Source organism: Pseudohaliea rubra DSM 19751, from assembly GCF_000764025.1.
In the GTDB taxonomy this organism is placed as follows: domain Bacteria; phylum Pseudomonadota; class Gammaproteobacteria; order Pseudomonadales; family Halieaceae; genus Pseudohaliea; species Pseudohaliea rubra.
In genome coordinates this window covers 2,256-2,874 of the sequence record NZ_KN234822.1, presented here as the reverse complement: position 1 = coordinate 2,874, position 619 = coordinate 2,256, and the positions used below count along the sequence as shown (strand labels likewise).

Annotated in this window: 1 protein-coding gene; it reads right to left on the bottom strand. The window is 70.6% G+C overall.

Annotated features, from left to right (window positions below):
- Positions 1 to 127 precede the first annotated feature (127 nt).
- Positions 128 to 604 (bottom strand): transcriptional regulator NrdR, encoded by a 477-nt coding sequence (nrdR, locus tag HRUBRA_RS14445; RefSeq protein ID WP_035518363.1) that lies wholly within the window; start codon positions 602 to 604, stop codon positions 128 to 130.
- Positions 605 to 619 lie beyond the last annotated feature (15 nt).

The following is a 619-nucleotide window of genomic DNA, read 5'->3' as shown; positions in this document are numbered from 1 at the left end:
GGGCCATGTACGCCCTGTCGCTGCCGTCCATCACGCCGGCTGACGCCCGGGGCGCCCGTCGGCGCGCCATGACGGCCGGGCTTCCGCGCTTTTGCCGGTGCTGGCGCTCACAGCAGCCCGCGGCGCCTCAGGCGCCCTTGGCCGGCTGGCGCGGCTCTGCCTCCAGGCGCTCGATGGCATCGCGGAACTCGGCGATGTCCTGGAAGCTGCGGTACACAGAGGCAAAACGAACGTAGGCCACCTGGTCGAGTTGCTTCAGCTCGTCCATGACCAGCTCACCGAGATCCCGGGAGTCCACCTCGCGTTCGCCGGTGGCGCGCAGCGCGGCCTTCAGGTTGGTGAGCACGGCCTCCACGGCCTCTACGGAGACCGGGCGCTTCTCCAGCGCCCGCTGCAGGCCGGCGCGCAGCTTGTCCTCGTCGAAGGGCTCACGGTTGCCGTTCTGCTTGATGATCCGCGGCATGACCAGCTCCGCCGCCTCGTAGGTGGTGAAGCGCTCGTGACAGGACAGGCACTCCCGGCGGCGGCGCACCTGGCCACCCTCGGCGACGAGCCGCGAGTCGATGACCTTGGTGTCTTCCGCAGCGCAGAAGGGACAGTGCACGGCCCGCGCTCCCCG